The organism is Aquirufa avitistagni, assembly GCF_042715545.1.
Classification (GTDB): Bacteria; Bacteroidota; Bacteroidia; order Cytophagales; family Spirosomataceae; genus Aquirufa; species Aquirufa avitistagni.
In genome coordinates this window covers 492,680-516,805 of record NZ_JBBKXZ010000002.1, presented here as the reverse complement: position 1 = coordinate 516,805, position 24,126 = coordinate 492,680, and the positions used below count along the sequence as shown (strand labels likewise).

General features: G+C 44.3%; 19 protein-coding genes. 10 read left to right on the top strand and 9 right to left on the bottom strand.

Annotated features, from left to right (window positions below; translation table 11 throughout):
• Positions 1-163: 163 nt before the first annotated feature.
• Positions 164-1,075: a PorP/SprF family type IX secretion system membrane protein gene (locus U0R10_RS08005; protein WP_377983441.1), complete on the bottom strand. Its 912-nt coding sequence runs from the start codon at positions 1,073-1,075 to the stop codon at positions 164-166.
• Between the two features lie 38 nt (positions 1,076-1,113).
• Entirely contained in the window at positions 1,114-4,203 is a 3,090-nt protein-coding gene (locus U0R10_RS08000) for a T9SS type B sorting domain-containing protein (RefSeq protein ID WP_377983440.1), read from the bottom strand.
• A 362-nt stretch (positions 4,204-4,565) separates the two neighbouring features.
• Between U0R10_RS08000 and U0R10_RS07995 the strand changes: the two genes are divergently transcribed.
• Together U0R10_RS07995 and U0R10_RS07990 are read left to right on the top strand one after the other, a co-directional pair.
• Positions 4,566-6,275 (top strand): metallophosphoesterase, encoded by a 1,710-nt coding sequence (locus tag U0R10_RS07995; RefSeq protein WP_377983439.1) that lies wholly within the window; start codon positions 4,566-4,568, stop codon positions 6,273-6,275.
• Entirely contained in the window at positions 6,247-7,551 is a 1,305-nt protein-coding gene (locus U0R10_RS07990) for an alkaline phosphatase family protein (protein ID WP_377983438.1), read from the top strand. Before U0R10_RS07995 ends, U0R10_RS07990 begins: the two co-directional genes overlap by 29 nt.
• A gap of 33 nt (positions 7,552-7,584) precedes the next feature.
• Here the strand turns inward: U0R10_RS07990 and U0R10_RS07985 are convergent, their stop codons facing one another.
• The gene (locus U0R10_RS07985) at positions 7,585-9,006 is read right to left on the bottom strand and encodes a glycoside hydrolase family 32 protein (RefSeq protein ID WP_377983437.1); all 1,422 of its coding nucleotides are present in this window, start codon (positions 9,004-9,006) and stop codon (positions 7,585-7,587) included.
• A 54-nt stretch (positions 9,007-9,060) separates the two neighbouring features.
• The gene (locus tag U0R10_RS07980) at positions 9,061-9,897 is read right to left on the bottom strand and encodes a sugar phosphate isomerase/epimerase family protein (protein ID WP_377983436.1); all 837 of its coding nucleotides are present in this window, start codon (positions 9,895-9,897) and stop codon (positions 9,061-9,063) included.
• 81 nt (positions 9,898-9,978) lie between these two features.
• On the opposite strand from U0R10_RS07980, the gene U0R10_RS07975 reads away from it, so the two are divergent.
• The 4 genes from U0R10_RS07975 to U0R10_RS07960 all read left to right on the top strand — a co-directional run bounded on the left by U0R10_RS07975 (position 9,979) and on the right by U0R10_RS07960 (position 14,019).
• Positions 9,979-10,539, top strand: a complete 561-nt coding sequence (locus tag U0R10_RS07975) for a pentapeptide repeat-containing protein (protein WP_377983435.1) — start codon at positions 9,979-9,981, stop codon at positions 10,537-10,539.
• Between the two features lie 99 nt (positions 10,540-10,638).
• Entirely contained in the window at positions 10,639-11,634 is a 996-nt protein-coding gene (locus tag U0R10_RS07970) for a sialidase family protein (protein WP_377983434.1), read from the top strand.
• Position 11,635: 1 nt separating this feature from the next.
• The gene (locus U0R10_RS07965; RefSeq protein WP_377983433.1) at positions 11,636-13,135 is read left to right on the top strand and encodes a sodium:solute symporter family protein; all 1,500 of its coding nucleotides are present in this window, start codon (positions 11,636-11,638) and stop codon (positions 13,133-13,135) included.
• On the top strand, positions 13,132-14,019 hold the full coding sequence (locus U0R10_RS07960; protein WP_377983432.1) for a dihydrodipicolinate synthase family protein: 888 nt from the start codon (positions 13,132-13,134) through the stop codon (positions 14,017-14,019). The genes U0R10_RS07965 and U0R10_RS07960 overlap by 4 nt, the downstream gene beginning before the upstream one ends.
• Before the next feature lie 87 nt (positions 14,020-14,106).
• Here the strand turns inward: U0R10_RS07960 and U0R10_RS07955 are convergent, their stop codons facing one another.
• Genes U0R10_RS07955 through U0R10_RS07945 form a run of 3 tightly spaced genes read right to left on the bottom strand, consistent with a single transcriptional unit; the run spans position 14,107 to position 16,073 of the window.
• Positions 14,107-14,559: a DUF1569 domain-containing protein gene (locus tag U0R10_RS07955; protein ID WP_377983431.1), complete on the bottom strand. Its 453-nt coding sequence runs from the start codon at positions 14,557-14,559 to the stop codon at positions 14,107-14,109.
• On the bottom strand, positions 14,556-15,191 hold the full coding sequence (locus U0R10_RS07950; RefSeq protein ID WP_377983430.1) for a hypothetical protein: 636 nt from the start codon (positions 15,189-15,191) through the stop codon (positions 14,556-14,558). Before U0R10_RS07950 ends, U0R10_RS07955 begins: the two co-directional genes overlap by 4 nt.
• 21 nt (positions 15,192-15,212) lie before the next feature.
• Positions 15,213-16,073: a bile acid:sodium symporter family protein gene (locus U0R10_RS07945; RefSeq protein ID WP_377983429.1), complete on the bottom strand. Its 861-nt coding sequence runs from the start codon at positions 16,071-16,073 to the stop codon at positions 15,213-15,215.
• Between the two features lie 60 nt (positions 16,074-16,133).
• Here U0R10_RS07945 and U0R10_RS07940 point away from each other — a divergent pair, with 60 nt between their 5' ends.
• Together U0R10_RS07940 and glf are read left to right on the top strand one after the other, a co-directional pair.
• Positions 16,134-16,994, top strand: a complete 861-nt coding sequence (locus U0R10_RS07940) for a 1-acyl-sn-glycerol-3-phosphate acyltransferase (RefSeq protein WP_377983428.1) — start codon at positions 16,134-16,136, stop codon at positions 16,992-16,994.
• 144 nt (positions 16,995-17,138) lie between these two features.
• Positions 17,139-18,245, top strand: coding sequence for a UDP-galactopyranose mutase (glf, locus tag U0R10_RS07935; RefSeq protein WP_377983427.1), 1,107 nt, complete (start codon positions 17,139-17,141; stop codon positions 18,243-18,245).
• Positions 18,246-18,298: 53 nt separating this feature from the next.
• Here glf and U0R10_RS07930 read toward each other — a convergent pair whose 3' ends face one another.
• The gene (locus U0R10_RS07930; protein WP_377983426.1) at positions 18,299-19,096 is read right to left on the bottom strand and encodes an SDR family NAD(P)-dependent oxidoreductase; all 798 of its coding nucleotides are present in this window, start codon (positions 19,094-19,096) and stop codon (positions 18,299-18,301) included.
• Positions 19,096-19,476 (bottom strand): hypothetical protein, encoded by a 381-nt coding sequence (locus U0R10_RS07925; RefSeq protein ID WP_377983425.1) that lies wholly within the window; start codon positions 19,474-19,476, stop codon positions 19,096-19,098. Before U0R10_RS07925 ends, U0R10_RS07930 begins: the two co-directional genes overlap by 1 nt.
• Positions 19,477-19,564: 88 nt before the next feature.
• Here U0R10_RS07925 and U0R10_RS07920 point away from each other — a divergent pair, with 88 nt between their 5' ends.
• Positions 19,565-20,422 carry an alpha/beta hydrolase gene (locus U0R10_RS07920; RefSeq protein ID WP_377983424.1) on the top strand — a complete coding sequence of 286 codons (858 nt, stop codon included), beginning with the start codon at positions 19,565-19,567 and terminating at the stop codon, positions 20,420-20,422.
• A 185-nt stretch (positions 20,423-20,607) separates the two neighbouring features.
• On the top strand, positions 20,608-24,102 hold the full coding sequence (locus tag U0R10_RS07915; RefSeq protein WP_377983423.1) for a family 78 glycoside hydrolase catalytic domain: 3,495 nt from the start codon (positions 20,608-20,610) through the stop codon (positions 24,100-24,102).
• The last annotated feature ends 24 nt before the right edge of the window (positions 24,103-24,126 follow it).

Sequence of the window (24,126 nt, the reverse complement as noted above, 5' to 3'; positions counted from 1 at the left end):
ATTAATAAATGGTCTGGCTTGCCATAACCACTTAATAAACAATAGTTTACACGCATAAAACAAAAAAAAGACGCGAATAGATCGCGTCTCATTTGTTTTGTATAGTCGCAATACGTTGCGTCTTAATATAAATAGACGCGAGGTATCGCGTCTCTACTGTATATTACTTTCCGAACGAGTAACGCAACGCAATCTCATGCGACTGCACACTCACGCGGCTCAATTGGGACGTTGGCATCTCGAATACATAGCCTAAATAGATATTCTTAGTTCCTTGGATACCTGCACGTATTCCCCAGCTGTCTTGATTACGGTAGTTGGCACCAATGTCAAACCTCCCCGCCAAGTTCACTAACAAGTTCGCATCCCAGCTCAAAGGTACACCTGATGCCGTACGTACTAAAGCACTTGGGTAGATTGTTACGTTTTGGTTCGCCTTAATCTTTGTTCCCACCATTCCGTAGAAATAGGCTGCATCTTTAAAGCCGCTGCCTAAGTCATACTTCAATAAACGAGGTTGTGATACACTCACAAAGAAGCCGTCTCCTTTAGCAATCTTTAAGCCCCAACCGGTATTGAATTTCATCGCGGAGCGATTCACGAAGGTTGGGTCACCTTGATGCACTAAATTCGTCTCATCAAAGTTCAAGGCTAAATTCGCTAGTCCCGCACGGATACCTCCTGAGAATGACCACTCTTCGGATAGTTTGGTGTGGTAGGCATAGTCTGCACTGAAGGTCGTGATCTTCATCGGGCCTGCTTGGTCTAGCATGGCATTCACGCCTAGTCCGCTTTGCGCGCCGTACTTGAAGTTTCCTGAAAACACGTAGGTCTTCGGTGCTCCTTCGATGCCAAGCCATTGTTGGCGATTCATCAAGGTCACATCACTCGTGGCAGTGCTTCCTGAATGTGCCGGTGAAAGAACTTGTGGGTTGAAACGGTACATCGAATAACCTGCTTCCAGCTGGCCATACGTAGTTGTTGCTGCCAATACAAGCAGGGATACAAGAGCCACAAGGCCCTTGCTCCACTTGAATTGATCTACTCTCTGTTTAAAATCTATGTTGTTTTTCATGTCTGTGTTGCTTTTGATTTGCGTGATAAAACGTCAAATTATTTATCTAAACGGTTGATGTATAAATACGATTTCAAATTCGTTTTACGGCCTTTGTAATCGATAATATAGTAATAGGTACCATCTGGTAGATCACCACCGTTCCAATCATTTAAATAGTTTTCTTTCTCGTAAACCAAATTACCCATACGGTTGTACACATACAAGGTATATGGTGGAGGTGTCGCTAATAAACCAGGAATGATTAAGAAATCATTTCTACCATCGCCGTTAGGTGAAATTCCTTGAGGTGCAAACACAGGACATGCATCCGCATCTATACGGTTTGGAATACCATCGCCATCGCAATCTGCTAAACCACCTAGGTTAATGTTGTCTTCATTTAAATCTGACGTGCCATCATTATCCGCGTCAACATCCCGGAAGTCAAAAATACCATCTTTGTCCGTATCTAAAGGTGATTTTGGATCGTTTCCAGCCTCTAATTTATCTGTGTAGCTATCGTTATCTGAATCCAAATCACGGTAATCTGGTGTTCTGTCTACGTCTGTGTCAACTGGATTTTTACCATCTTTACCAGCCTCAATCGAGTCTGGAATACCATCGCCATCCGAATCTGTATCACGGTAATCCGCAAGGCCATCTCCATCCGTGTCAACTGGCTTCGTTAATGTGATTGCTTCAACAGCATCTGGAATTGTATCATTATCTGAATCTAATTCGCGGAAATCAAAGATTCCATCCGCATCTGCATCAGCAGGTTTTGTTGGATCAGTCCCTACTTCAATTCTATCCGTCAAGCCATCGCCATCTGAATCCAAATCACGGAAGTCGGCAACGCCATCCTTATCTGTATCCACTGGGTTCACGGCATCTCTACCAGCCTCGATCGTATCGGAAATACTATCACCATCTGAATCCAAATCGCGGAAATCGAAGATTCCATCAGCATCTGTATCAACTGGAGCCTTCGCATCTTTTCCGGCTTCAACCGCATCAGAGATGCCATCATTATCTGAATCTAAATCTTTCGTATCTGGGGTGCCATCTTTATCTGTATCTACCGGATTTTGAGGATTAGCTCCCGCCTCAATTGAATCAGGGATACCATCATTGTCAATATCAATGTCACGGTAATCTGGATCACCGTCATTGTCTGTATCAACAGGTTTTGTCGGATCGGGACCTGCTTCTACTGCATCTGGCACCGTATCATTATCTGAATCCTTATCACGGAAGTCAAAAATGCCATCTCCATCCGAATCTAATGGCTTTGTTGCGTCTTTACCTGCTTCAAATGCATCTGGAATTTTATCTCCATCTGAATCCAAATCACGGTAATCTGGCGAATCATCTCCATCTGTATCCACTGGCTTCGTAGGATCAGCACCTGCTTCAATCGCATCTGAGATTCCATCACCATCAGAATCTAAATCTTCATAATCAGCACCTATTTCTGAACCATCATTATCTGTGTTAACTGGAGTTCCACATGTAACGGCCTCCACAGCATCTGGAATGGTGTCACCATCCGAATCCAAATCACGGAAGTTAGCAATGCCATCTTTATCTCCATCGCGACCTGATTCAATCGCATCTGGAATACAGTCGGCATCTGAATCTAAATCCAAGAAATCTGGTGTACCATCTTTATCTGTATCGATTGGTGCAGGAGAATTGAATTGCTTCCGGTCATCAAAACCATCCGCATTGGCATCTTGTAGGGTATTACAAGCAGCACATTTGTCAGCTCCCTCCCACGAATCTACAATACCATCTCCATCGGAGTCCGCGTCTAAGTAATTTGGCACACGGTCGCCATCGTTATCATTTGTTCCTTCATACCCATCAGCAACCCAGTCTCCATCAGCATCCAAATCACGATAGTTGGCAATATTATCACCATCCGGATCTCCTGCTCCTTCCACTGAATCTAAAATACCGTCGCCATCTGCATCACGGTCTAAGTAATCTGGCTGTCCATCGCGATCTGTATCTGGCACACCAAAAGGTAAACCACCTGCACGTGGGTCAATTCCATCGCCTAGTCCATTGGCATTAGCATCTGAAGTAGCTCCATCCAAAAGACCATCTCCGTTTCGGTCAAAACTTGCGCGGAAATTTTCCATTCCTTCGATAACGTCAAAAATACCGTCACCATCTGAATCTAAGTCTCTATAATTAGGGACTCCATCACCATCCATATCGCCTACTTTCTCGCGAATGTCTGTAATTCCATCATTATCTGAATCTAAATCTAAATAATCCGCATCCCCATCGCGATCCGAATCAACTGCCTTTTCAAAACTATCGTTGATGCCATCTTGATCTGAATCAATATCGAACATATTTAAGACCCCATCAAAATCGAAATCTGCATTGTTTGTCCCTCCGTTAGTCTCTAATAAGTTAGAAATACCATCCCGATCACAGTCTTCTGCTTTCCAAGCATCGCTTACCAGTGATATATTTTGAGAACTTAACTTAAAATCACAACCACTGTTAACGTTAGTTCCATCGATTACCTCTTGTGTGAACATCACACCATCGCCATCATAATCCGTATCAAAAACGACGTTATCAAAACGATGGTTAAATCGCGCACCCGAAGGAATGGTAATAATGACGCGATCAACATTCTTAAACGCATTGCTGAACGTTTCAGATGGACTATCTGGGTTAGGATATTTGGTTAATGAGCCCGAAGCAATATCTGCAATGGATACTTGAGCTACTTGAACGCCGGCTCTGAAAGCCGTAAATTGTAAAACGGTACCAAATCCAGCACTATTCTTTGGAACAAATTCTAGCGATTTAAAATCAAATTGTGCGCCATAGCGATCAACAATCGTTAATGTGTCTGGAGCTCCACTCGAAGCAGAGACAATATCTAACACATCAAGATTAGGCGAAGGTGCCGTTGCAAATGTCATAGCATTGGCACTGTTGAATCTAAAAGTGTAATTTCGATTTCCAACCCCACCATAGGCATGGAATTCAGAACCAGGAACTGAGATGAACTTGCCATCGAATAAGATTTTGCCTTGTGCAAAACCATTTTGCCCACTAAAAAGGCCAAGGATTAGCAAGAAACAAGATAGTACTTGCCCTATTTTAAATCGCTTCATAAAATATTGTTTAAGAGTAGGTCGCTAAATTATAAAATAAAAATGAAAACAAAGTGATAATAATCAGGTTGTTAGCGATAATATCTAGTAAGTGGTTGATAATTACCACTTAATAAACGATATGGCAAAAAAATTATACGCTATTTTTGATGTAAAGTTGGTGTAAAGGCGGATTAAGCAATTTTAAACATATAGATTAGACTTAGTATGATTCCCGGTAGGTGAGACTTAGCCTGCCAATTGAGATCTGAATTAGGCTATCCCACAACAAACCATATTCGAACTTGTAAATTTATTCGAAGTGGCTTATCCAAGCTATTCCATCATTCAGTACTTTTACACTACTTCTGACAAACTCTAAAATGAAACATAGTATCATCGTTTGCTTGTTGTTGACTTTAACCTCACATGCCTGGGGACAAAAAGTCATTCGCGGGCCCTATTTACAAATGGCGGGGCCCTCCACGATGACGATTCGCTTTCGAACCGACGGCCCCGTGAATGCGGAAGTAGGCATTGGTACGGATGCTAAAACATTCAATCGAACAAAAAAAACGGGGACCGCAAGTACAGAACACACCATTCTGATCGACTCCCTCACAGCGAGCAGAACCTATTATTATCGAGTTAGAACCGGCACGAATACACTAGGCGATTCCACGTACTTCTTTAAAACGGCTCCAGCCGTAGGTTCTTCTGAAAAATTTCGTTTTTGGTCCTTAGGGGATATGTTCCCCGGAGTGGTCCAAGAGCGCGTGTATGAAGCCTTTTTAAAATATAATGGTGCCAACTATACGAATTTCCTAATGACCGTAGGCGACAATACCTACAACGGTGGTGCAGATGGCGGCTTCCAAAGCAACTTCTTTGATGTGTATCAAAAAGGAACTTTTATGCGCCAAAGTGCCCTTTTTATGGGCATTGGCAATCATGATTACGGTGGATATCCACATGTACAGGACCTCCCCGACATGGGCTATTATCAAATATTTAACCTGCCAGCAAAAGGGGAATTAGGCGGAATTCCATCTGGGTCTGAGGCATACTATTCATTTGACTACGGGAGTACTCACTTCATTAGTCTCGATTCTTTTGCCCGGGGACGCGATGGGAAATTACTCACGGATCCAGGTTCTGAGCAACTAGAATGGCTAATCAAAGATCTGCAAAACACCAAGCAACGCTGGAAGATTGTCTATTTCCACCATCCTCCCTATACGAAAGGCACCTATGATTCAGATGTGTGGGCAAACCTAACACAACCGCGATTAGTTGTCACTCCAATACTGGAAAAATATGGTGTAGATGTCGTTTTAAATGGCCATAGCCACGTGTATGAGCGCTCAAAGCCAATCAAAGGGTTTACTGGAGTTGCTTCCGAATTTAATCCCGCTGTTCATTTTACGCAGACAAGTTCCGGGAAATATAATGCAACGGCCAACTCGTGTCCATACCTATTTACGACCAATCAAGCCTCTAATGGCGTTATTTACGTAGTAAATGGAGTAGGTGGAGCTACGGGTGCCATGCGTGCCAATGCGCCACATCCGGTGATGGAGACGAGCCAACCGGGCATCGGGGGATCCATGATTTTTGAAATTGAGGGCGGACGGCTCGATGCCAAATTCCTAACGGAGAATGGAGCTATCACGGATCAATTTACCATTTTCAAAGATTTAAACGTGACCGATCCTGCCGCAGTCACAGTAAACTACCAAGGTTTGGTGAGCTTAACTGCTCCATGGCAAGGCGAATATATTTGGAATACAGGGGAAAAAACGCGGGTTATCCAGAAGAACCCGATAGAGACCCAAAAATTCACCGTTAAAGACCCTCAAAATTGCTTTCAAACAAACTATCAGGTAAATGTATTGCCCCCTTTGGGCATCAATGAGCTCCCTGATGACGCCTTTGAAAATCTAAAAATCTATGATTTCAACGGGCGATTACTGCGTGAAATTAAATCACCTGGAAAGTTGAGTCAAGTTAATTTGACTGACCTGCCCGCCGGACGTTACATACTTCATCTTCAGATAAACGGACATGACCAAATTATTAAGTTGGCTCGCTAGTTTCCTCCTATTATCCCTCCACACATTCGCTCAAGACACCACGCAACATCGGGTCGAAGGGCGAGTGAACGCGCCAGATCAGCTGTCAAAACCGTATGTAATTTTAATTTCAGCGGATGGATTTCGTTCAGATTTTGCGGATAAATATGATGCCGAGTTTTTAAAGTCCAAGCGGTCTTTGGGGGTTTTTGCCCCATCGATGATTCCTTCATATCCTACGTTGACATTTCCAAATCACTACACGCTTGTGACAGGATTATATCCGGCGCATCATGGGCTTGTAAATAATCGGTATTATGACCCGACGTCACGGCAAGAATACAGTATGGGGAATAAGAAAATGGTGAGTGAGGGGAAATGGTATGGCGGTACTCCATTGTGGGTTTTGGCAGAAAAACAAGGTATGCTCGCCGCGAGTAATTTTTGGGTAGCATCCGAAGCCGACATTCAAGGGGTGCGCCCGAGCTATTATTATGTCTACAATGAGGTCACCCCGATTGAGCAACGTATCCAATCGGTAAAGGACTGGCTAAGTCTTCCCGAAACAAAACGACCACATTTCATCACGTTTTATTTGCCTGAAGTAGACCATGATGCGCATGCATTTGGGCCGGAAGATCCACGCGTTAAGAAATCAGTGCAATTTGTAGATCAGGCCATTCGTGATTTGCAAGCGGCTTTAGATCCACTAAAATTACCGATCAATTATGTGTTTGTTTCGGATCATGGGATGCTGACGGTCGACAATAAAAATACCATGGGTCTTCCGGCTGAGATAGATACGGCGGCCTTTCGCGTTCCCTCAGGGGATGCCTTATTGCAGGTCCATGCCAAAGACCCTTCGCGCATCACTTCCACCTATGAAGCATTGAAAAAAAATCAAAATTTTGATACCTATCTAATGTCGGAGACGCCGGAACATTGGCATTTCCGCCCAACGGATGATCGTTACAATCGCTTAGGCGCCATCTTGCTCGTGCCTAAACTTCCGCGTGTTTTCAACTTAAGTCGCTATCCAACTAATCAAGGGAAACATGGTTTTGATACGCGACTACCCGAGATGCAAGCGAGTTTTCAGGCTTGGGGTCCGGCACTCAAAATAGGGAAGCGGATTCCGCCGTTTGAAAATGTGGATATTTATCCGCTTGTGGCTCAGATGTTAGGGCTTGTGTATGATCCTTCGTCGATCGATGGCCGTTTAGATACGTGGAAAAAGGTGTTAAACCTTACCTTTGCCAATCCTCCAAGGTTTGGCAAAGGTAGGGGGGAGAAGTGACTTTTCCAGCCTAAAAACTGATAAAAAACTGGCCTACAAAATAGGCTTTACCGTCTCTACATCCACCGAAATTCCCTTCGCCGAAACAACCTTAAATTCCTCTGTAGGGAAATAAATCGTCGTCATAGCCGTTAGCCCACCATCCGCAAACATTTCCGCAGACGCCACATCCGTGATCACTTGAAAATCTATAGTAGCCGATTGGCTGATTCTAGGCGCATAATCGCGACTCGAAAACTTCGAACTGAATGAAAAATCTCCAGACTGCCTACGGTCTACAAAATAACGATTAGTTGATTTTTCGTATCCCATGGTTACCTGCTCACCTTTGGCATTCGCTAGAACGATGGAAAAATCCTGAACCGCTTGCCCCTTTGCGGAAATACGCAACAAGGCGGAAGAAGCTTTCATTGATTTCCCCGCGGCTAACTTTATCGCAGACTCTACTGGTAAATCGATGGGCGTCGAGCTGATAAAATATTTTCCATTGATATTTTTTAAGGCCAAATCACGCGGCAAGGTATTGGCACTGCGCCATGACTTCGTAGGCACGACCGTGGCATAATCCCAGTTTGACATCCAACCTAAAAAAACTCTCCGCTTACCCGTTTCATGAAAAGTCACACCCGCATAATTATCCCGACCAAAATCAATCCAGCGCGTTTCCTCATCCTGTGGCACAAACTGATGCCCATCAAAATCCCCCACAAAATACTGTGTACCCGAACCGCCGTTCGGGGCACCCGGGTTTATGCTCACCAACAAAACCCATTTTTCCTTACCGTCTACTTCCATCGAAAATAAATCTGGACACTCCCAAACGCCGCCGTGCGCACCAAAACCTGCCCCAAAATCACTTTCCCGCGTCCAGGTTTTCAAGTCCTTCGATGAATAAAATGTCTCGCGGTCTTGCGTTGCCAAAGCCATAATCCACTTATTCCCTGGAGCATACCATGACACATTCGGATCTCGAAAATCTGCAATTCCGGGATTTTTCAACACAGGATTCCCGGCATATTTAGTCCACACATATCCATGATCGTTACTAAAGGCAATGCTTTGATTTTCGCGATCAATACGTCCCGCTTTTTCCCATTCCATGTTGTGCGATGTGAAAATAGCCACAACAGCATCTTTGCCAAAACCAGCCGTATTTTGACGGTCAACCACAGCAGAACCCGAAAAAATCAATCCAAGTGAATCCGGATACAAAGCAATCGGCTGGTGTTTCCATCGCAACAAATCCGTGCTTGTCGCGTGCCCCCAATGCATAGGCCCCCAAACGGTACCTTGGGGATAGTGTTGATAATACAAGTGATACGTCCCATTTTCATAGAACAAGCCATTGGGATCATTCATCCACATACTCGGCGGAGTAAAATGAAGGCGCGGGCGATGCTGTTCCTGCGCGAATGTGGAATAAGCCAGTAGGCAAAAAAGGACGATTTTTTTCATAAAAAAAGGGTGGCCCATGTGCTATGAGTCCACCCGTCAAAAATAAAGAATTTATTATAAGCTTTTCAAATACTGGATGCTCATCGGAACATATTCCAATTCTTTCTCACTTTCATCCTCAATAAAGCAATGCTCGATGCCATTTTTCTTGGCCAATTTGATAATGGCTTTCCAATTCCCCTGACCTGTTCCTACCGGAACATCATTTTCTGCAGGTGTACCACCAGTCAAATTCCCTACCACCCCTTTACGCAAATCTTTTACGTGCATTAATTTCCAGCGGTTTGGATATTTTTTCAATAATTTCACCGGCATATCCGCGCCACCGCCATGCATCGTCCAAAGCACATCCATTTCAAAAGAAACATACTCCGGATTTGTGTTTTTGATGATGTAATCCATCAAAGTCCCATCCTCATAAGCATGAAACTCATAACCGTGATCATGGTAGCAAAACGTAATGCCATTCTCCTTGAACACTTTTCCCGCTGAATTAAAAAGCGCTACCGCCTTTTGCGCATCCTCCAAGGTGAAGTCGGTGCCTTTATGCGGAATCCACGCACACATAACAAATTTTGACCCCAGGATTTTGGCACGTTCTACCGCTGCTTGTGGGTTCGCAAGTTCATTATAATCTACTCCTGTAGATGGAATGCTGATGCCACGATCCGCACATAATTGCTTGAATTGTTCTGGGGTATAGCCTTTAGTCGCACCACCTTCCAGCTCCGTAATTCCCATGTTTTTGATGATGTCTAACGTTTTTTCCGTGCTCGTTGGGAAGTGCTTTCGAAAGGTATATGCCTGAACACCAATCGGATAGGTGTATAATTTTTGCGCCAAAGTAGGCAAGCTGACCACTAGGGCCAAGAGCAACATGTTGATTTTCATAGTCGTTGGTTTTTTGTAAAAATGCGTGTTTTTTTTGAGAATCAAACCACGGCCTCCCCTGAATTTTAGTATTTTTGTCGCATGGAGAAACCGTATATCGCCGACCAAATTTTCGAAAAATGCACTTCGCTTGCCTATGGTGAATATGAACATTGCACTTTCCGTTCGTGCAATCTGGAAGGTGCCGATTTAAAGAATTTCCAGTTTGTGGATTGTCGGTTTGAGGACTGCAATCTGTCTTTGGCCAAGCTCAGCGGTACTTCTTTGCAGCAGGTGACATTTGAAGGATGCAAAATGCAAGGACTCCATTTTGAAGCATGCAACCCATTTTTATTGGAATACCAATTCACCCAATGTGTCTTGAACTTATCTTCTTTTTATCAAACGAAGAGTAAAAAAACAAGCTTCCAGAACTGCATCCTCCACGAAGTGGACTTTACCGAAGCCGATTTTTCTGAAGCGAATTTCGACGCATGTGATTTAGCTGGAGCGCTGTTTGATCGGACGGTATTGGAGAAGGCCGACTTCCGTTCGGCAATTAATTATACCATTTCCCCGGCATTGAATCGATTAAAAAAAGCCAAATTTTCACAGGATGGTTTGGCAGGTTTATTGAGCGACATCGGGATTGAGATTTCCTAGTTGATATTTTTAGGCCAAGCTATTTGATTTTATTTTTTTCCATTTAGCTTTGTTATGCCTCTGCCGATTGACAATACCGTGCGAGGACTTGCTAAACCTATGAAAAAACTAGTACTACTCTGCCTGCTGGGCATGGCTTTGCCGCGTGTTTACGCCCAAAAAATCGAACAAGCCGGCTTCATTTACGAAAACGCACCCTTCCCTTCTAGCCATGCATCTACACTCGTGGAAACACCTGATGGAATTGCTGCTGCCTGGTTTGGTGGCACACATGAGCGCCATCCCGATGTGGGCATTTGGTTTAGTTATTTTCGAAATGGCACGTGGACAAAACCGGTAGAAGTCGCAAACGGCATACAGGGGAACGGGAAACGCTATCCACTTTGGAACCCTGTATTATTCCAAATGCCGGGCAAAGAACTCATTTTGTTTTACAAAGACGGCCCCGCGCCAGACGCATGGTGGGGCATGTTAAAGCGGTCAACGGATGGCGGGAAAAGCTGGTCGGCAGCTGAACGCCTGCCCAAAGACATCTTTGGCCCAATCAAAAATAAACCAGAATTATTAGCCGATGGCACCCTATTATGTCCTTCAAGTTCTGAGGATAATAACTGGCGTATACACATGGAATTCACCAAAGACGGCGGGAAAACGTGGTCGCGCACAGCCGCATTAAATGATGGCGTTACGACTTCCGCCATCCAACCAAGTATTTTGAAATTGCCAAACGGCAAACTTCAGCTAGTTTGCAGGTCCGAAAATGACTTCATCCTCCAAAGCACCTCGGATGACAACGGCAAAAGCTGGTCGGCCTTAGCGCCAACCACCCTGCCCAATCCAAACTCGGGAATCGATGCAGTAACCTTACGCGATGGCCGACATATCATCGTCTATAACAACACGAAAAAAGGCCGCAGCCCGCTAAATGTGGCGATTTCCTCGGATGGACAAACCTGGAAAGATATCGCAGTTTTGGAAAATGAGCCGGGTGGCGAATTCTCCTATCCAGTCGTTATTGAAGCTTCTGACGGTAAGGTCCACATCACCTATACGTGGAAAAGAAAGAAAATTAAGCACGTCATCATGACCTTATAAAATGTCAAATCTGGACCTTGCGATTATTGGAATTTACCTCCTCAGCATGATTGGGGTGGGGATATATTTCTCACGAAAAAACAAAAGTTCAGAACAATTTACGACGGCTTCTGGCCAGATTCCTGGTTGGGCCCTCGGATTAAGCTTTTATGCCACATTTTTGAGTGCGATTACCTTTCTGGGCGACCCGGGAAAATCGTTTGGAAGCAACTGGAGTCCCTTCGTATTTAGTCTTTCGATCCCCTTAGCCGCCATTGTAGCCACCAAACTTTTCGTTCCATTTTACCGAAATGGAGAGGCGATTAGTGCCTATTCGCATCTAGAGGAACGTTTCGGGGCTTGGGCCCGGACGTATGCGATGGTGTGTTTTATCATGACGCAGTTGGCCCGCATGGGAACCATTTTCTATGGCCTCGCGCTGACAATTAACGCACTAACAGGCATTCAGATGGAGGGCATTATTTTGGTTTCGGGCTTGGTCATTATTTGTTATACGGTTTTGGGCGGCATGGAAGCGGTAATTTGGACCGAAGTAATTCAGGCGATTTTAAAAACTTTAGGGGCGCTTTTAATTCTAGCTATCATTACGAGTCAAATAAGTTTTTCTGATGTGCTTGCGATTGGGCAACGCGATACGAAATTCAGTTTGGGGAGCTTCTCACCAGACGTAACAACGAGTTCATTCTGGGTGATTTTGAGCTATGGATTTTTCATTAATTTGACCAATTTCGGTATAGACCAAAACTACATTCAGCGTTACCATACTGCTAAGAATACTCAGGATGCGGCCAAAAGCATTTGGCTTTGCGTATTGTATTACATCCCTGTTTCATTTTTGTTTTTCTTTATCGGCACCGCATTATACGCCTACTACGACATAAATCCAGCGCTCATTTTGGAGCTAAAACAGCAGGTGGCTTTGGAAAAAAATATGGGTATTGAGACGCTGAAAGTCACCGACTACGCCGATCGGGTATTGCCTTATTTCATGAAAACCCAAATTCCAAAAGGCCTACTTGGGCTGTTGCTTGCCGCACTTTTGTCTGCCGGAATGAGTACAATGAGTTCAGGGATGAACAGCTCCGCGACCGTATTTTTGAAGGATATTTACTTGCGTTATGTTCGGCCAGATTTGGCACCACAAAAACAGTTGCGTGTGTTACTCATTTCCACGGTGGTCATGGGATGCTTAGGCATTGTTTTTGGTATTAGCATGATTGGCGTGAAAAGCTTGTTGGATGTTTGGTGGAAATTGTCGGGCATCTTTGCTGGCGGTATGCTGGGCATATTTTTACTCGGCTTTTTAGCCAAACATGTATCCAATACCGCAGCTAAAATAGCGGCAATAGGCGGGGTTTTGGTGATTGCTTGGATGTCATTTAAAGAACTGCTTCCTGCCGATTTTCAAAGTCCACTCGATGCCAAATTAACGGTAGTCGTGGGCACATGTACCATCGTAGGCTTAGGTGTTTTCGTACAATTTTGGTTGAAAAAAAGATGAATATTCCAAAAGGATTTATACCTGTGATGCTAACGCCATTTACGCCCGAAATGGCAGTAAATGTTCCTTGTTTGCGGCAATTGACTGAGTTTTATCTCGACAATGGAGCCGTAGGGCTTTTTGCCAATTGCTTGTCGAGCGAGATGTATGAACTAAGTTCAGCAGAACGCTTATTGGTCATCGATACGGTAGTAAAACAAGCGGCAGGCCGGGTACCTGTTGTCGCCACAGGAACACTGGGTGGTAGTATTGAGGAGATGGCTGAATTTTCGAAGCAGGTATATGCGCTGGGCGTGGATGCCGTGATCATTTTAAATAATCAATTTGTTTCTGCCGAGGAGTCCGATGCGGAATTTTTAGCCCGTGTCCATGCCTGGTTGGCCTTAACTCCTGGAATTCCATTTGGCATATATGAATGTCCGGTACCATACAAACGCTTGATTAGCTTGCCGGTTTTGGAGGATTTATTGGCGACAGGCCGCCTGTGTTATCACAAGGATACCTCGCTTTCGCTCACGGATGTTCAAGCGAAAATAAATGCGGGGAAAGGACATGTTTTTGGATTATATGATGCGTATATAGAACATGCGACGGCCTCGTTGCAAGCGGGTTCCATGGGCCTCTCGTGCATACAAGGTAATTTTTTCCCAGATCTCATTGTCGAATTATGTCGCGCACCTGAACAGGGAAATCACATCCAAAAATTTATGTGTAAACATATGCAGCTGATGCACGATGTATATCCGATAAGTGCCAAATACGTATTGGCTAATATGGGATTTCCGATCGGGCTAGAGACGCGACGATTGGTAGGTGAGTTGACCCCCGAAATTCGTTCAAAACTGGATAAATTAATAGAGGAACGAAAAAATCTATTGGATTGATAGACTTTTATTTTTACTTTAAAGTGTTATTTAGTTTGTTGATGAAGTATAGTCTAAAAAACGCTGTCTGAAATTCGGATAGCGTTTTTATTTTTTCAGCAAATCCCGAACGATTTTCAAGTGATGTTCAGTATGAATCCACAAAAATTTGATGGTTTTGTCACGATTTAAATCACCAAAATATGGGTGTGGGAAAAACTGATTTGGCGCTACGCTCATGAGATTAATGATGGCCAAACTTGCCCGTTCTAGCGCTTCTTGCAGATCCATATCTGGAGTAGGCTCAACAGCTTTAGGAGCTTTTGCTTTTCCACGAGGAATATTTTTAGTGAGGAAAATAATGAATTTGGTCCAAGAAAATCTTGGCTTATAATTTACCGGGTCTGATTTCGCTATTGCTGAAGTGACTTGGTTAATGACTAAGATATTGTGGGCGAGATGCCAGCCAGCAGACGCATGGGAAATGCCCGAATTTTGGGTTTCTGCCATCGGAATCATGGATTCCATTTCAGCTAATTGTTGTGCAAGTTTTTGGATCATAAGCGCATTTGAAAGAATAATCCGTGATTTGATTTTTCGGATTTCTTTGGCCCATAGGCGTCAAAGTTAGAACCTAGCCCAAGGGTAAATTTATCAAACGTCAGTCCTACTCGGAGGCTTGTTCCGCTTCGCGCATGGACATCATTTTTAATATCTTGTACGAATAAACCTTGCAAGCGGGTATACAACCGTAATTTATCGGATAATTTTGGTTTGTATTCTGCGAGCGCCACAGTTTCTAGGGCAGGTCCGGGTTTGAAATTATACGTAGGAAAAATCACGATTAGGTAATCTGGACTGGCCTTCAGAAACTGAAAACCGACAGTTGGCACAAACCCTAATTTATAATGCCATTGTAACCCTGATGCAGCATAAAACCCTTTTCCAAGGCCATAGGTGATTGAATTATTGAGCACCATCTCGGTTTCGGATGGCGTATTTTGATAGTCGGCAGCACCCACCGTCACATTGAAAAAATTGAATTTCCCAGCTGCGTCGATAGGCCGATTGATGATAATAAGTAGGTTGGCGCGATTATTACCAGCCATCACTTCGACGGGCAGTGGAGCTTTTTGGCCTAATGCAGGGAATAGGAAGCAGGTGCAAACAAATAGGAATAGGAAATTTTTCATGGCCACAAACTTACAAAAAGGTCAATTGGCAATGCGCTTTTGCGACCAAAACGCAAAAATCGCCGCTGTAATAAACATGATGAGGCTATAAACGACGGCGGGGATGGTCATGGTCCCGTTGTGTAAAATGCTGAGGGCGATGTAAATCGCGAGAGAACCATTGTGAATTCCCACTTCCATGGAGATGGCGATGGCTTGCTTTGGCGGGAGTTTGAACAGGAGTGGGAGGCCATATCCGATACCAAGACAGCCTAGGTTAAAGAGTAGCGCGGCTCCTCCTACAATCCCAAAATCTTCCCATAAATGATCGATTTCTTTGAGGCCGGCTAAGATGATTAGTAGTGCCAAAAACGCCCCAGAGGCCATTTTTACATACTTTTCAGCTTGCAGTGCCCTTGCAGGGAAATAAAATTTTAGGGCCATACCGATGCCAATGGGCGTGACGATGAGGATAAAAACTTCGAGTAATTTTTGGAATTGAAGCGGAACATAGGCGTCTGCTTGCATGAAATAGGCCATCGAAAAATTAACGATTACTCCGATGGAGATGATGGATAAAAGACTATTGAGTGCGGTGAGTGAGACGTTTAGTGCCACGTCGCCATTAGCCATGTGGCTATAAAGATTCGCGGATGGCCCACCGGGTGCTGCGGCTAAAAGCATGAGTCCCACGGCTAGTTCTGGAGGGAGATTTGTTACAAGGGCAATCCCAAAACAGAATGCGGGCAGGACGATCATTTGGGTAATTAGGCCAACGATCATCGCTTTCGGATAAACAAAAATTCGCTTGAAATCGGCTAATGTGAGCGATAGACCTAGGCCAATCATAATTATGGCGATGGCTAAGGGCAAAAGGACGAGGGATAGAAAACTTGCTTGCATGCGGAAAATTTTGAACCTTGCTGGAAAATAAGTTAAAATTTGATTGCTATCCTAAAATTCGTGGCACGTCTTGCTTTGTGGATTTTCTGTCCGCGGGTTCGGATTGAGGGTGCGGAGTTGATGGCGGCTCGGGGAACCCTGCTGATCGTAGCTAATCATCCCGATTCATTTTTAGATGCTGTGATTTTGGGTGCATATTATCCGCGGAAGCTTCATTTTTTGGCTCGCGGGGACGTGTTTCGAAAACCACTTTATGGATTTTTATTACGATCGATCGGGATGATCCCGATTCATCGGGCACGAGAGGGGCGTGAGCATTTACATTTAAATGAGGGTACATTTCAGGAATCGGTCGAAGTGCTTCGTCGGGGCGATGGTTTATTGATATTTATTGAGGGGATCTGTTTATTAACCCACGAAATTCAACCCTTCAAAAAAGGGGCAACCCGAATATTGGAGTCGGCCCAAGCCGCGGGCATTCAGCCCATGGTACATGTGGTGGGATTAGGGTATTCGGACTTTAGGGCATTCGGGAAAGTGATTCATGTGGCAATTGAGTCGTTTTCGGAGCAAGCGGTTTTTGATCATGCGCGGCATCGTTTGGATTTTAATGCGGCGGTTCGGGAGCAAATGGTTCGTTTGGTTCGCGTGCCTGATGAGGTAGTGGTCCTTCGAAAAGGGCTGTTTTACTACTTAAACTTGCCTTTTTTTCGCTTAGTCAGCGATTATGTGTGGAGTCGTACGGCGGGAACCGTTTTTTATGATTCGGTGCTATTTGGGGTATTGCTGTTTACGTATCCAATATATTTGGTTGTACTTTCAGTTCTTTTCCATGGGCTTTTTGGCATCCCGATGGCCGTGACGATGCTGGCACTTCCGGTGGGATTTCGTTTGACTAATATGCGAGTGGTTAAAAAATAATCAATAAACGCATGAAATAGGTTTGCGTATAGGGCCCATTCCCCCTTACCTTTGCCAAACCTTGGAGGATTGGCAAAGGTAGGAAAAGAAGGGTTCGCTGACATGCGAAAATTAGCTAATTTTGACATTGCAAAATTAATCAACATGACTAAAAAGTACGATTTCCTGATTGTGGGCGCTGGATTTTTTGGCAGTATTTGTGCCCGGGAATTAACGAATCAAGGATATTCATGTTTGGTCATTGAGAAGCGCGAACACATTGGCGGTAATTGCTATACCGAAAAACGGGATGATATTCACTTACATGTGTATGGTGCGCACATTTTCCACACGTCAAATGAGCGCGTTTGGAAATGGATTAATCAATACGCGACTTTTAATCATTACACGAATCGGCCGATTGCGAATTACAAAGGGGAGCTATTCGCGCTACCTTTCAACATGTGGACATTTAACCAATTGTGGAATGTGAATACCCCTGAAGAAGCCCAAAAGATCATTGCGGAACAAGGGAAAGACATCGTGGGGGAACCACAAAATTTAGAAGAACAGGCGATCAAATTAGTAGGTAAAGACATCTACGAAAAATTGATCAAAGGTTACACAGCAAAACAGTGGATAAAAGACCCGAAGGAGTTGCCAAAAGAGATCATTAAGCGTTTACCGGTTCGTTTTACCTTTGACACAAACTATTTCAACGACCGTTTCCAAGGTATTCCAGAAGGTGGTTATACGCAGATCTTTGAGAAATTACTAGATGGAATTGAGGTGCGATTGAACGTGGATTATTTGGCGGACAAGGACGCGTATAACGCGCTTGCCAATAAAGTCATTTACACCGGCCCGATTGATTCGTATTTCGACTATCAGCACGGGGAATTAGAGTACAAGACCACGCGTTTTGACCATGTGAAAAAGGAATATCCCAATCACCAAGGGGTTGCGGTTATGAATTTTACAGATGCCGAGGTTCCATATACGCGCATTATTGAACACAAACATTTTGAGTTTAATGAGACTGAAAAAACCTGGATTAGTTACGAATATCCAGAGCCGTATGAAGCGGGAAAAACGGAGCCGTATTATCCGGTGAATGATGCCGTAAACAATGAGTTATTTAGTAAATACCAAGCACTAGCCGCTGCAGAATCGCAGGTGTATTTCGGAGGAAGACTTGGTGAATATAAGTATTACGATATGCACCAAATCATCGAGCGTGCATTAACCATGGTGGAGACTTTTACCCCTTAGTTTTCGCTACCTTTGCCAATCCTCCAAGGTTTGGCAAAGGTAAGGGGGAATGCCTACCCAAGCAAGGCCTTCATTTTTTTGCGAATGAAATTCGTCGCAAATTCAGGGGCAATTCGGCATAAAATATTCATGAATTTCGAGTCAGACCCCACAAAAACATGAAACTGATTATTTACCATACCCGCTAAAATAATCCGTGCGGCATCCGTTGCAGGCAAGGCCACCATCCCTGAAGAACCCGGAGAAGAAGGAACTTCAACCCCAGAATTACCCGTAATATTTGTCGCAATCGCACCAGGAAACACAACCGTTACGCGAACAGACGTATCCTTCAATTCTGTATAAAGTCCTTCTGAAAATAATTTGATAGCGGCTTTGGAGGCACCGTAGATGCTTTGGCCGGGAACGGGCAGAAAACCACCCATACTAGAAATATTAACTATGTGTGCTTCTGGTCGGGCCAGTAAATGTGGCAAAAATGCCTTGACGATTGCAACGGTGCCATAAAAATTAACATCCATCACGCGCTCAATCGCGTCAAAACTTAACTCATTTACCCGTACAAAAGGCTGAATGATTCCGGCATTATTGATAATTCCATCCACATGCCCAAAATGAGCAATCACCTGATCTGGTAAAGCAAGCACAGCAGCCCGATTGCTGATGTCCACTTCCAGCGTTAAAAAATTAGTGTCATCCGCCGAACAAATTTGTTTTGTCTCCAGCAGCTGGGGCAGGTGTATGTCCAATGCAGCAACTTTAGCCCCTTTGGCGATGAGCTGGTGCGCCATTTCGCGCCCCATCCCACTGCCTGCTCCTGTGAGCAAAAATACCTTTCCGGCGATTCGCATTATTCCTTCACACGAACAGCCTTCGCTTCGAACATACCCATCAAGGATCCTTTAAGATTGTCCGAATCAACTTTTGTCAACTCTAAATTCACATCGTACCCTTGAACTGTGAAATAAACAACAACTTTATCCTTGTCATCTTCCACTTTCGCAATTTGAATAGGCTCCGCTGCAGTATCACCAACAATCTTTAAAACACCAGTTAACGCGCCATCTTTACGAACCAAATCCGTAGAAAAAGTAGCATCACCATTTGGGGTGCCTAAAACTAGAAACTTCCATTTTCCAGCGAAAAAATCGGTTGGATCCGGAAGCTTAGCAAACGATGTTGCTGAACACAATGACATTAAAACAAACACTAACGCAACTAACTTTTTCATAAAAATGAGATTAAAGGGTTTATAATACAGCAAATATAGAAACAATCTTAATATTGTCTAATCTTGATACATTAAGTATATTCGGAACATGAAAACATTTTTACTCCTTCTATTGAGCCTTTCGGCTTTAGGCCAACAAACCATTAAACTCTATCCGGGCAAAGCTCCAGGCTCCGAAAATTGGAACTGGGAAGTGAAAGAATTCACGCCAATGCCTAACAACCGCATGTTGTTCAATGTCACCGAACCTACCCTAACCATTTACCCCGCAGCAAAAGGCAAAGGAAATGGGACCTCCATCATCATTGCACCAGGTGGCGCCTTCCACATTTTATCCATCGATTCAGAAGGTCACGATGTGGCCAAATGGCTAAGTGAACGAGGTATCACTGCATTCGTACTTACCTACCGTGTCGTGAAATCTAATGGTCCTAACCCATTCGCGGAGTTAATGCCACTCATGAAAGACTTCAAAAAATTGGATGAAATCAACGCTCCTGTCGTGGAAATGGCTACGCAAGATGGTATCGAAGCGATTAAATATGTGAAAGGAAACGCGAAAGTACTGGGCATAGATCCCAACAAAATGGGCTTTATGGGCTTCTCAGCCGGTGGAACACTAACGATGAACGTCTTATTAACCGCACCTCAAGAATTAAAACCAAATTTCATCGCACCCATCTACCATTATGCCGATGCCGTAACCGGAAAAGTTATGCCAAATGCAAAAACACCCGCGTTTATTGCCGTTGCCGCAGATGACAATCTAGGATTCGCTCCACACAGTATACATTTATTCGAACGCTGGACCGCCTCCAAACACCCTAGCGAATTGCACGTATATGAAAATGGGAATCACGGTTTTGGCATGCGAAAGAATAATACGTCAAGCGACAACTGGACCGTGGATTTTGAGAACTGGTTAAAGATTCGCAAGTTTTTATAAGTCCCTAGGCTGAAGCCTAGGGTTAGCATTATAACCCCAGACTGAAGTCTGGGGAATCAGATACCCAATCCCTTTTTAACCCCAGACTTTAGTCTGGGGATTGGCAAACGGCCAACTATCCTAGCCCGAATAGGGATAATCCTTCTCGTTAATTTACGTACATTCGATTTCTAAACCGATTGCATATGAAATTTGCCCAGATCTTTTGCCTGACCTTGCTAAGTCTTTCCAGCTTCGCTCAAGTCAGCCTCACCAAACTCCAAGTTGAATACCAAGATCGGCCTGTAGGAATGGACGAACCCAAACCTCGTTTCTCCTGGCAAATGCTGAGCAAAACCGCCAACCGTGGTGATAAACAGTCGGCCTATCGTGTTCTTGTCAAAGATGAGAAAGGGAAATTAGTTTGGGATAGCCAACAAGTCAATTCCGACAATTCACTTGGAATTTCCTACGCAGGGAAAGCCCTTGAAGCCCGACAAAAATACACGTGGACGGTTCAAGTTTGGGACCAAAAAAATCGAATGACCACGGCAAATTCAACATTCGAAACGGGACTCCTCCAAAGCGGCTGGCGCGACGCCCAATGGATCGGATCAAACGATTTGCCACTCTACAGCAACTACCTTTCTGTCTATAAAATTCAATACCAAATCCAACTCGACGAGTCAACTAAATCGAAAAAAGCATCCTTCGTTTTTGGGGCAAACGACCCGAGGTTACAAAATAAAAATCTGAATATTCAAGGAGTCGCGAGTGGAAAAAACGAATCTTATATCCGATTTGAATTAGACATCGCAGATACCACGCAGGCATTTTTCAATGTGTATCGGGCTGGATATGATCCGAAGGATGAGGCCAACAAACCTTTATTCCGCTTCCCGATTCCTTCCAATCTCATATCAAAAGCTAATCAATATCAAGCACACACTATTTTTGCGACATGTAATTTTGGCGTATACGATCTATATATTGACCAAGTAGACAAAGATCATAAAGTCAATCCGAGTCCAAAAAATGCGAGCCCATACGCACCATCCGGTTTTAACCTTAATCCCGTGGGCATGGGAAATAACTTCATCTCCTATCCCATGTTGGCCGAAATCGGCTTTCAAGTTCCTGCCGGCGAAACTGCCTATTTTTCCAATGTGCAGATTAAGAATTTCCGCCAACCGAGTAACGTCCTATTTGCGGCTACCGAAAAACCTGGATTATGGCCAGGATGGGATGGAAACAAGTTTCGCATAAGCGGAACTTTCACCGTAGCAAATCCAAGCCAACACGCCGCCCCGATGTTGCGAACACAATTTTCAACAAACGGCAAAGCCATTAAAAAGGCCCGAATATATGCCACAGCACGCGGGATTTACGAATTGTATTTGAATGGGAAACGCGTCGGCGATGACTACTTCAACCCAGGTTTGACACAATATAATAAGACACATCAATACCAAAGCTTTGACGTAACCTCACTCGTTACATCCGGCGAAAATGCCTGGGGAGCTTGGCTAAGCGAAGGTTGGTGGTCAGGCAACATTACGTATAGTGGCGAAAATTGGAATTATTTTGGAGATAGACAATCTCTTTTGGCCCAACTGATTATTGAATACACGGATGGGACAGAACAAGTCATCAATACAAATCCATCTCAATGGAAAACCTATGGCGACGGTCCCATTCGCATAGGAAGTTTCTTTCAGGGCGAAGTATATGATGCCCAAAAAGAAGCCGCCATTGTGGGTTGGCATACCGCTTCCTACATCGACAAAAACTGGAAACCGGCCGCCTCCATTAGTTTAGATGGAACCGCCTTTACAGATAAAATTCTCGACTACAGCCAAATGCAATTAGTTGGCCAACTCGACGATCACGTGCAAGTTCGCAAAGTCTTGCAAGCGCAATCCATACAAGAGCCTCGCAAAGGTGTTTTCGTTTATGACATGGGGCAAAATATGGTTGGCTTTCCGAAGATTTTTATTCCAAACGGTAAAGCTGGTCAGGTGATCACATTGAGATATGCCGAAATGTTATACCCGGATTTAGCCGAATATGCTTCGCAAAAAGGAATGATTATGCTGGAAAATATTCGCGCCGCTTTGGCGCAGGATATTTACGTGTTGAAAGGTGGCGATGAATATATCCAACCGCGCTTTACGTTTCATGGCTACCGATATTTGGAAATTACGGGAATTGATCAAGCCCCTACCTTGCCACAAGTTGCCGGAATTGTGCTGTCCTCAATAAGTGAAATCAGTTCTTCCTACGAGACTTCGGATCCGATGGTGAATAAATTGTGGACCAATATTACTTGGTCGATGCGCGGAAATTTCTTGTCTATTCCAACTGATACACCCGCGCGAAATGAGCGTATGGGCTGGTCGGGTGACATCAATGTTTTCTCCAAAACGGCTACTTATTTAGCGCCTGTCAACAATTTCTTACGTCGGCATTTACAGGGTATGCGGGATGTCCAACGGGCAGATGGGCGATTCACGGATGTGGCGCCGATGGGCGGAGGATTTGGTGGAACGCTTTGGGGAAGTGCGGGGATTGTGATTCCATGGGAGACGTATCAGCAATTTGGCGACAAGGCTTTATTGGCAGAACACTATGATGCCATGAAGCGTTATGTGGCTTTTTTAGAGTCCAAACAGAATCCGGAAGGCATTTTGAATGAAGGGCCACTGGGTGACTGGTTGAGCCCGGAGGGGAATAAGAATGATAATACCGCATTTTGGATGAGCTATCAAGCGTATAATTATGATATAATGTCAAAAGTGGCGCGCATTTTAGGCTTCGATTCAGACGCCGTGAATTTTGACAAAAAATCGTCGTCACGCAAGGCCTTATTTAATACCATTTACATGGATGCCTCGACCCATAAATCGGTCAAATCAGGTGTAAAAACTGCTTCCATGGGGCCACCAAACGCAGCAGCAGTTACGGGGAAAACCGACAAAGGTCAGGTGGTGGATACGCAAGCATCTTATGCAATTCCATTGGCTTTAGGCGTTTTTGATGCGGCCAACAAACCTTACGCCATTGCGGGATTGGTGGAAACGGTGAAGCGTTCGAATACAGATGATGGTGGTGTGGCGCGGCCCGGGTATTCGTTGATGACTGGATTTATTGGAACAGCTTCCATTAGTGAGGCATTATCTGCAAATGGCCAACATGCTGAGGCGTACCGTTTATTGACCCAAAAAACGTATCCGTCTTGGTTGTACTCGGTAGCGAATGGAGCCACGACGATTTGGGAGCGCTTGAATTCGTATACGGTTGAAAATGGTTTTGGCGGGAATAATAGTATGAACTCGTTTAATCATTATTCATTTGGGGCGGTTGCCGGCTGGATGTACAATTATTCGTTGGGAATCCAGCGGGATGTAAACTCCCCGGGCTTTAAGCATTTTTATTTAAGTCCTGTTCCGGATCCAACAGGGATTTTAACCTATGCCAAAGGCCATATTTCCAGTATGTACGGGAAAATTTCGAGTAGCTGGTCGGTGAAAAACGGTCGAGTTACGTATAGCGTTGAGGTGCCAGCGAATACATCGGCCCAATTGACTTTAGCGGTTAAGCAAAGTGCGAAAATCACGGAAGGTTCGCGTCATTGGGTCGCGAAGGGGGATGCGTTTATGCAGGAATTAGTGAGCGGGAAATACGTGTTTGTCGTGGAATGATTTCTGCCGACTTTGGCAAACCTC